This is a genomic window from Bacillus sp. LL01 (assembly GCF_001037965.1).
The window spans coordinates 1-6,041 of record NZ_LFEL01000095.1 but is presented as its reverse complement, the minus strand read 5'-3'; the positions used below and the strand labels follow the sequence as shown (position 1 = coordinate 6,041).

Genomic DNA, 6,041 nt, shown 5'->3' with positions numbered 1-6,041 from the left:
CAATTGGCCACTCCTTTTATGCTTCGTATTCAGTAATTTTACTTACACGACGCTCGTGACGTCCACCTTCATATTCTGTTTCAAGCCAAATTTTCGCTATTTCCCGGGCAAGACCCGCTCCGATTACACGCTCCCCCATCGCAAGAACGTTACTGTTATTATGTTCACGCGTAGCCTTTGCACTGAATGTATCATGTACAAGAGCACAACGAATCCCTTTTACTTTATTTGCTGCAATCGACATTCCAATTCCCGTTCCACATACTAAAATTCCACGGTCAACCTCACCTTTTGCTACTTTTTCAGCAACTGGAATCGCATAATCCGGGTAATCGACAGATGTATCGCATTCGCAACCTACATCCTCAAACTCAATTCCCATTTCTTCCATTTGTTGTTTAATCTCTTCTTTAATATTTACTCCACCGTGATCAGAACCAATTGCTACTTTCATTTTGCATAGCCTCCTAAATGGTTTTAAGAAAAGCTCAAGCACCTCCTCTTTATAAATCGAGTAGGCACTGGAGCTTTCTAATTTTATTCCGTATGTGTCATCTTATCTTTTAAATTGTAAACCTTTCGATCGTTGCTTTCAATTGGTTTGCATGAGTTGATAAAATTTGCGCTGTCTTTGACATGTTTTGAATCGTTTCAGACTGTTGTTCTGCCATAGCTGTGACTTCCTGGGATTGTTGAGAAGTAGCTTGAATTGATTCCATTTGTTGTTTCGTCATGTTCGAAATGTCGGTTATAACCGTAGCCACATCATGCACTGATTTCTCCATAGTCCAAGAGCCCGGAGTTCATCATCAGACTTTGAAACAGAAACATCTTGATGGATATCTCCTGCTGCTGCCACAATCTTGCTGACACTTCTAACTCATTTAAAGGCTTAGTAATTAAAGGCGCCGCAATATAGCCTAACACCGCACTCCAGAATACTCCTTTTATGAGCGTGAGGATAATAATCGTTTCACGGTTGAGTCCTAATAACCCCTCGAAAAAACCCCCTAAAATAAAGATAAAAATAGCACTAAATCCGAACGTTACAACCGCTAGTCCACTAATTCCAATTACGAGCTTTTTACGAATACTAGCACGGTATTTTTTCGCTCCCCCACCTCAATGCGCCACCTCTCATGATTCCTTCAGTTGTTTCTCTAAAGCATCAAGACACTCTTCAATTTCATCGGCTGTTCTGACATATTCTTCATACGATCCACCAAACGGGTCACTAATGTCAGCTCTTTGTGATGGACTATTGACATATTCTTTTAATGTATGTACTTTATCTTGATATTCACTGAATTGGCTTGATACGAGCTGCTTATGACCTGATGTCATCGTTAAAATGACGTCTGCCCATTCAAGTAAGTCATTTGTCACAGGTTGGGACTGGTGGGAATGCCGGATCCCTTTATCTTCTAACACCGACTTTGTACCTTCTGAAGCCGGGCTTCCTGGAAATGCATGTACCCCTGCAGACTTAACCTCTATTTCTGTTCCCATACGGTGACGCAAAAGCGCCTCAGCAAGTGGACTTCTACAAGTATTTCCTGTACAAATAAATAAGATATTATTAATACTCATCTTAACTCCTCCTTCCATTTAAACTTCTCCATTTTTTATGCACATCATCTATATTGTCTCTATTCTCTTCCATCTTATCACAGTCATTTTAAAAACTGTATCGCTGTTCATGGCAAATATATGAATCGTTGGACCTATGCCTAATCACCCGCTTTCACATTGGAATTATTAGTTTCAATCCAAATCCAATTAAAATGCACCCACCAATCAATTCACCAAATGATCCAATGTATTGTCCGAATTTTCTGCCCATTAACAAGCCAATCCAGGATAGAATCATGCTCATGGCCCCAATTACTCCAACTGTGAGTAACGTTTTTGCACCTAACATCCCAAGACCAAGACCAGCAGAGAAACTATCTAAACTGACACTGACGGCAAATAAAAACAATCCCCACCCCATCGGCTTTACAAGTAAGGCATCATCCGACTTATATGCAGCAACCATCATTTGGATGCCAATCACAAGTAATAATCCACCTCCAATATACGTAGCAATCATCCCAAAATAGGATGACAGTACTTTTCCTGTAACAATCCCAAGTAAAGGCATAATGACATGGAAAGCCCCGATCGTCACTCCAATTCTAAAGATTTGTTTTAGGCGCAACCCCAGCATACCCATCCCTAGTGCAACTGAAAAAGCRTCCATTCCTAGCGCCCCAGCCATAATGACTAACGTAACCACCTCATGCATACACTTCACTCCCCACACATGCTACTAAAATGTATGCAAGTCCAAAGAAGAATAGACACGAGAAAAGCAGAGGGGAGGGGCTGATCTGCCTGCTCCCAACACAAAAAGCTCTTATGTGCGAAATCCTTACACATAAGAGCGAAAATTTCATTTTATGAGCGAGTTCGATCCTTTTATGAGCGCAATACCGTAGATATGTGCGCCACTTTGAGTTTATGTGCGAACTCGCCTCAACCAGCCTTTATATGAGCGCAATCCGCTAAGTCCTCGAAATCCCTAATCCCTCAAACTCACTCCCCGCCTAATGCTCAGACCACTCTTCCGCCAGCTGCTTTTTCAAGTCGGTTCATAATCGCCACGCCTACTCCTACATTTGGAAACGTTTCGGAGAAAATGACATCAATTTCTTCTTGATCGAATTGTCTTAATGTATCATAAAGCTTTGTAGCGACACTCGCTAAATCCTCTCGCTCGCCACAAGCAATTACAGCATCGGCATCGTAATGGTTAGCTCGCTCTGTGGTAGTCAAGACGCCGACTCTCTTCCCCTGGCCTCGAGCTTCGTTTAAGAGTGCTTGAATGTTTGATGCGTCCTTCACTAACGTCAGACTCCCTTTAGGTGCATAGTGCGTGTATTTCATACCTGGAGAGCGTGGGGTGTCTTCTGTATCTATAAGCGAGGGGTCGACTGCGATTTCGCCAATCACTTTTTCAATCTGTTCTACAGTAACTCCGCCTGGACGATAGAGCATCGGTACGTCTACTGAGCAATCTAGTACTGTTGATTCAAGTCCAACACCTGTACTACCGCCATCGACAACAGCAGCAATTCGCCCTTGTAGGTCATGATAGACGTGTTGCGCTGTAGTGGGGCTTGGTTTACCCGATAAATTCGCGCTCGGTGCCGCAACAGGTACTCCAGCAGCTTCAATTAATTCCAGAGCCGTGGGATGACCCGGCATGCGGATCGCTACCGTTTCAAGTCCAGCCGTCACATTTTTCGCGATCGTTCCTTTTTTCTTAAAAATTAATGTTAACGGTCCTGGCCAAAATGCATCCATTAATTTTTCAGCAGCGCGAGAAACCTCAGTAACAAGCTCGTCCAACTGCTCTTTTTTTGAAATGTGGACAATGAGTGGATTATCACTCGGTCTACCTTTCGCTTTAAATATTTTTGCAATCGCTTCCTCGCTTAAGGCATTAGCTCCAAGTCCGTACACAGTTTCTGTGGGAAATGCTACGACTTCTCCACTTTTTATCCACAAGCCAGCAATCCTTATATATTCATGTTTTTTATCGTCACCAATTACGTTATCCACATTGAACACTTTCGTCTGTTTATAACTCATGTTTCACCGCCCCTATATTCTTTATTTTGCAAGGGTTGTCGCCCCTTGTCAAACCAAGCGACAATAATCGACTAAAACCTAGTAATAATAAGGGTTTCAGTGGGATTTACGCGAACCCTCTCTAAGGATTCGACAATCATTTTCGCGCAAATCAAAAAACAAGTTATCCACTGCTGTGGACAACCTGTGTATAAGTGGCGTATTTTACCTGTTTAAATGTCAGTTATTCACATGTTAATCGTTTAATTCACATGCCCATACTCTCACCGATTTATCCACCGTTTGTTTATAATGCGTGGATTGTTGAATAGCTTTTGGCACTCGGTCTTTTTGAATCTCTTTAAAATCTAATTGGTAAAATAAAGGCGAGGCCGATTTTGCACACATATACACATGTTGGACATCATGGTCTTTTGCATAAGCTAGAGCCACTTGTAAAAATTCCAGTGTCAAAACTCCCGTCCAAATCGGTGAATCTAGCACAAGTGAACGTAACAGCGCTACATCATCATACTGTTCGATTCCTACCGCTCCAATAACTTGCTCGTCCTCATCTTCCACAATAAGAAATTGGCTTATTGAGTGCTCAATTCCAGTAGAATGAAGTCCTGCTCTTGCTACTAACCTTTGAATAGGTAATATATCTTTTGTTGCCGCTTTTCTAACAACAATACTCATACTAATCCACTCCTTGAACGATTCGAGTCGTACACCTGCTAGTAGCTTGTCTATTAGGTGTAGCTCTTTACTCGATATCTATGCAAGGAGAAAAGTTTTATGCCTGATCGTTACCAAAAAGACTTTCAATAATAGAAGAGAAAATTTCTACAACAAAGAATGTCACTTCAACTTCTTCTGTTTTCTCATCGGCTGATTCATCACTCGATGTTTCAACCGCTTCGCCATTTGCCATATCTAAAAAGCATAGTGGAGGAAATAAAACGCACCACCAGTTTTCACCTTTTCCTTCGCCTAGCGTAATTAAAACCGCATCATACATTCCTGCTGGATAAACTAAGTTTCCATAAAGCTTCGTTGGAAATTGAACTTCATCAAATGAAACGGTAAATTGTTGGCCCAATCCTTGCTTTTCTAATTCACGTGCTACAATCGCTTCGATTTCAGGAAGATTGTTTGTGATTTCATTTTTGGCATCTTCTAAATCAATTAATCCTGTAACCCACTCTGTAATCGCAGCGTTCACTTCATCACGAATTTCACGCTTTAAAATTTGGTCACTTACCGCATCACTATTTGCAAGGATACGAAGACGAATCGCTTCATCTTGACTAACTGTTTCATGATGATTCGCTACGGCAACGGCTTGTTGGGATTCGTAGCTTACTAGTAAAACGAATAAAGAGAATAATAGATAAATGATAACTTTTGGATTCATGGTTTTGCACCGCCCTTTCATCACACAGTATGATCAGGGCCGTGCGCGATTAAACATGAAAGTGTTCGACAAATTTAGTCTATTATTCTGCCATCATCGTTCCGTAGGCAAATACCATTCGATCTTTCCCACTGATATCAAGTTTCACTTCAGTCGTTGCCCGAGGGAGGGCTTCTTGCAATAATTGACGCACGGTTTCCCCTTGCCCTGCTCCAACCTCTAAAGCGACAAGTCCAGTTTTCTTGACGACACCTGGTAGTTCCTTTATTAATCGACGGTATAGCTCGTACCCATCCTGACCTCCAAATAGGGCAAGATGAGGCTCATGGTCGCGCACATGCACAGCTAACTCGTCATGCTCACCTAAAGCAATATAAGGTGGGTTTGAAACAACGATGTCATACTTTTTATTCTTTTTTAATGGTGTTTGAAGGAGATCACTCTCAAAAAAATCGACCTTCGCATCAAGCTCTGCAGCATTTGACTGAGCTACATTCAGAGCTTCTAGGGAAATATCGACCGCATCTACTTTTTGAGAGGCGTCCTCTTTTGAAAGCGTGATAGCAATCGCTCCACTTCCACAACCAACATCGAGTACCTCTACCGATTGATCATGGAATAACTCCGTTTTAAAATGGAGGACATGTTGAACGAGCTCTTCGGTTTCTGGGCGTGGAATCAAGACATGTTGATTAACATGAAAACGACGTCCGTAAAATTCCTGATACCCCATTAAGTGCTGGACGGGAACCCCTTCGGCATGAATAAGAATATCTTTTCTAAACGCATCCCAAACATCCTGTTTAATGGGATCCTGAAACATCATAAAAAGCTTAGTCCGGTTCACATCAAGGTGGTGAAGCAACAGCCATTCAGCTGCCGTAGCCTCTCCCCCAAGGTCCACTAAGAAAGAAGAAGCCCAACGGAGGGCTTCGTGTATCGTCTTTGGCGTCAGATTACTCTTCAGCATTTTGCATCATTTCTGCTTGTTCTTCCACAATAAGAGCAT

The 6,041-nt window shown here is 42.0% G+C and carries 9 protein-coding genes; all 9 read right to left on the bottom strand.

The window, feature by feature from the left end; all coding sequences use genetic code 11:
• Positions 1–16: 16 nt before the first annotated feature.
• The 9 genes from rpiB to prmC all read right to left on the bottom strand — a co-directional run bounded on the left by rpiB (position 17) and on the right by prmC (position 6,002).
• Positions 17–454 (bottom strand): ribose 5-phosphate isomerase B, encoded by a 438-nt coding sequence (rpiB, locus tag AB685_RS25185; RefSeq protein WP_012960715.1) that lies wholly within the window; start codon positions 452–454, stop codon positions 17–19.
• A gap of 109 nt (positions 455–563) precedes the next feature.
• Positions 564–734 (bottom strand): hypothetical protein, encoded by a 171-nt coding sequence (locus tag AB685_RS25180; protein ID WP_198530584.1) that lies wholly within the window; start codon positions 732–734, stop codon positions 564–566.
• Between the two features lie 31 nt (positions 735–765).
• A complete protein-coding gene (locus tag AB685_RS31480; protein ID WP_157860755.1) occupies positions 766–927 on the bottom strand; it encodes a hypothetical protein in 162 nt (53 codons plus the stop codon).
• Positions 928–1,137: 210 nt separating this feature from the next.
• Entirely contained in the window at positions 1,138–1,590 is a 453-nt protein-coding gene (locus tag AB685_RS25175) for a low molecular weight protein arginine phosphatase (RefSeq protein WP_047973333.1), read from the bottom strand.
• Between the two features lie 154 nt (positions 1,591–1,744).
• The gene (locus AB685_RS25170; protein WP_047973332.1) at positions 1,745–2,287 is read right to left on the bottom strand and encodes a manganese efflux pump MntP family protein; all 543 of its coding nucleotides are present in this window, start codon (positions 2,285–2,287) and stop codon (positions 1,745–1,747) included.
• 308 nt (positions 2,288–2,595) lie between these two features.
• Positions 2,596–3,636 carry an L-threonylcarbamoyladenylate synthase gene (locus AB685_RS25165; protein ID WP_047973331.1) on the bottom strand — a complete coding sequence of 347 codons (1,041 nt, stop codon included), beginning with the start codon at positions 3,634–3,636 and terminating at the stop codon, positions 2,596–2,598.
• A 234-nt stretch (positions 3,637–3,870) separates the two neighbouring features.
• Positions 3,871–4,314 (bottom strand): hypothetical protein, encoded by a 444-nt coding sequence (locus AB685_RS25160; protein WP_047973330.1) that lies wholly within the window; start codon positions 4,312–4,314, stop codon positions 3,871–3,873.
• A gap of 97 nt (positions 4,315–4,411) precedes the next feature.
• Entirely contained in the window at positions 4,412–5,032 is a 621-nt protein-coding gene (gene spoIIR / locus AB685_RS25155; protein ID WP_047973329.1) for a stage II sporulation protein R, read from the bottom strand.
• 82 nt (positions 5,033–5,114) lie between these two features.
• On the bottom strand, positions 5,115–6,002 hold the full coding sequence (prmC, locus tag AB685_RS25150; protein WP_047973328.1) for a peptide chain release factor N(5)-glutamine methyltransferase: 888 nt from the start codon (positions 6,000–6,002) through the stop codon (positions 5,115–5,117).
• Positions 6,003–6,041 lie beyond the last annotated feature (39 nt).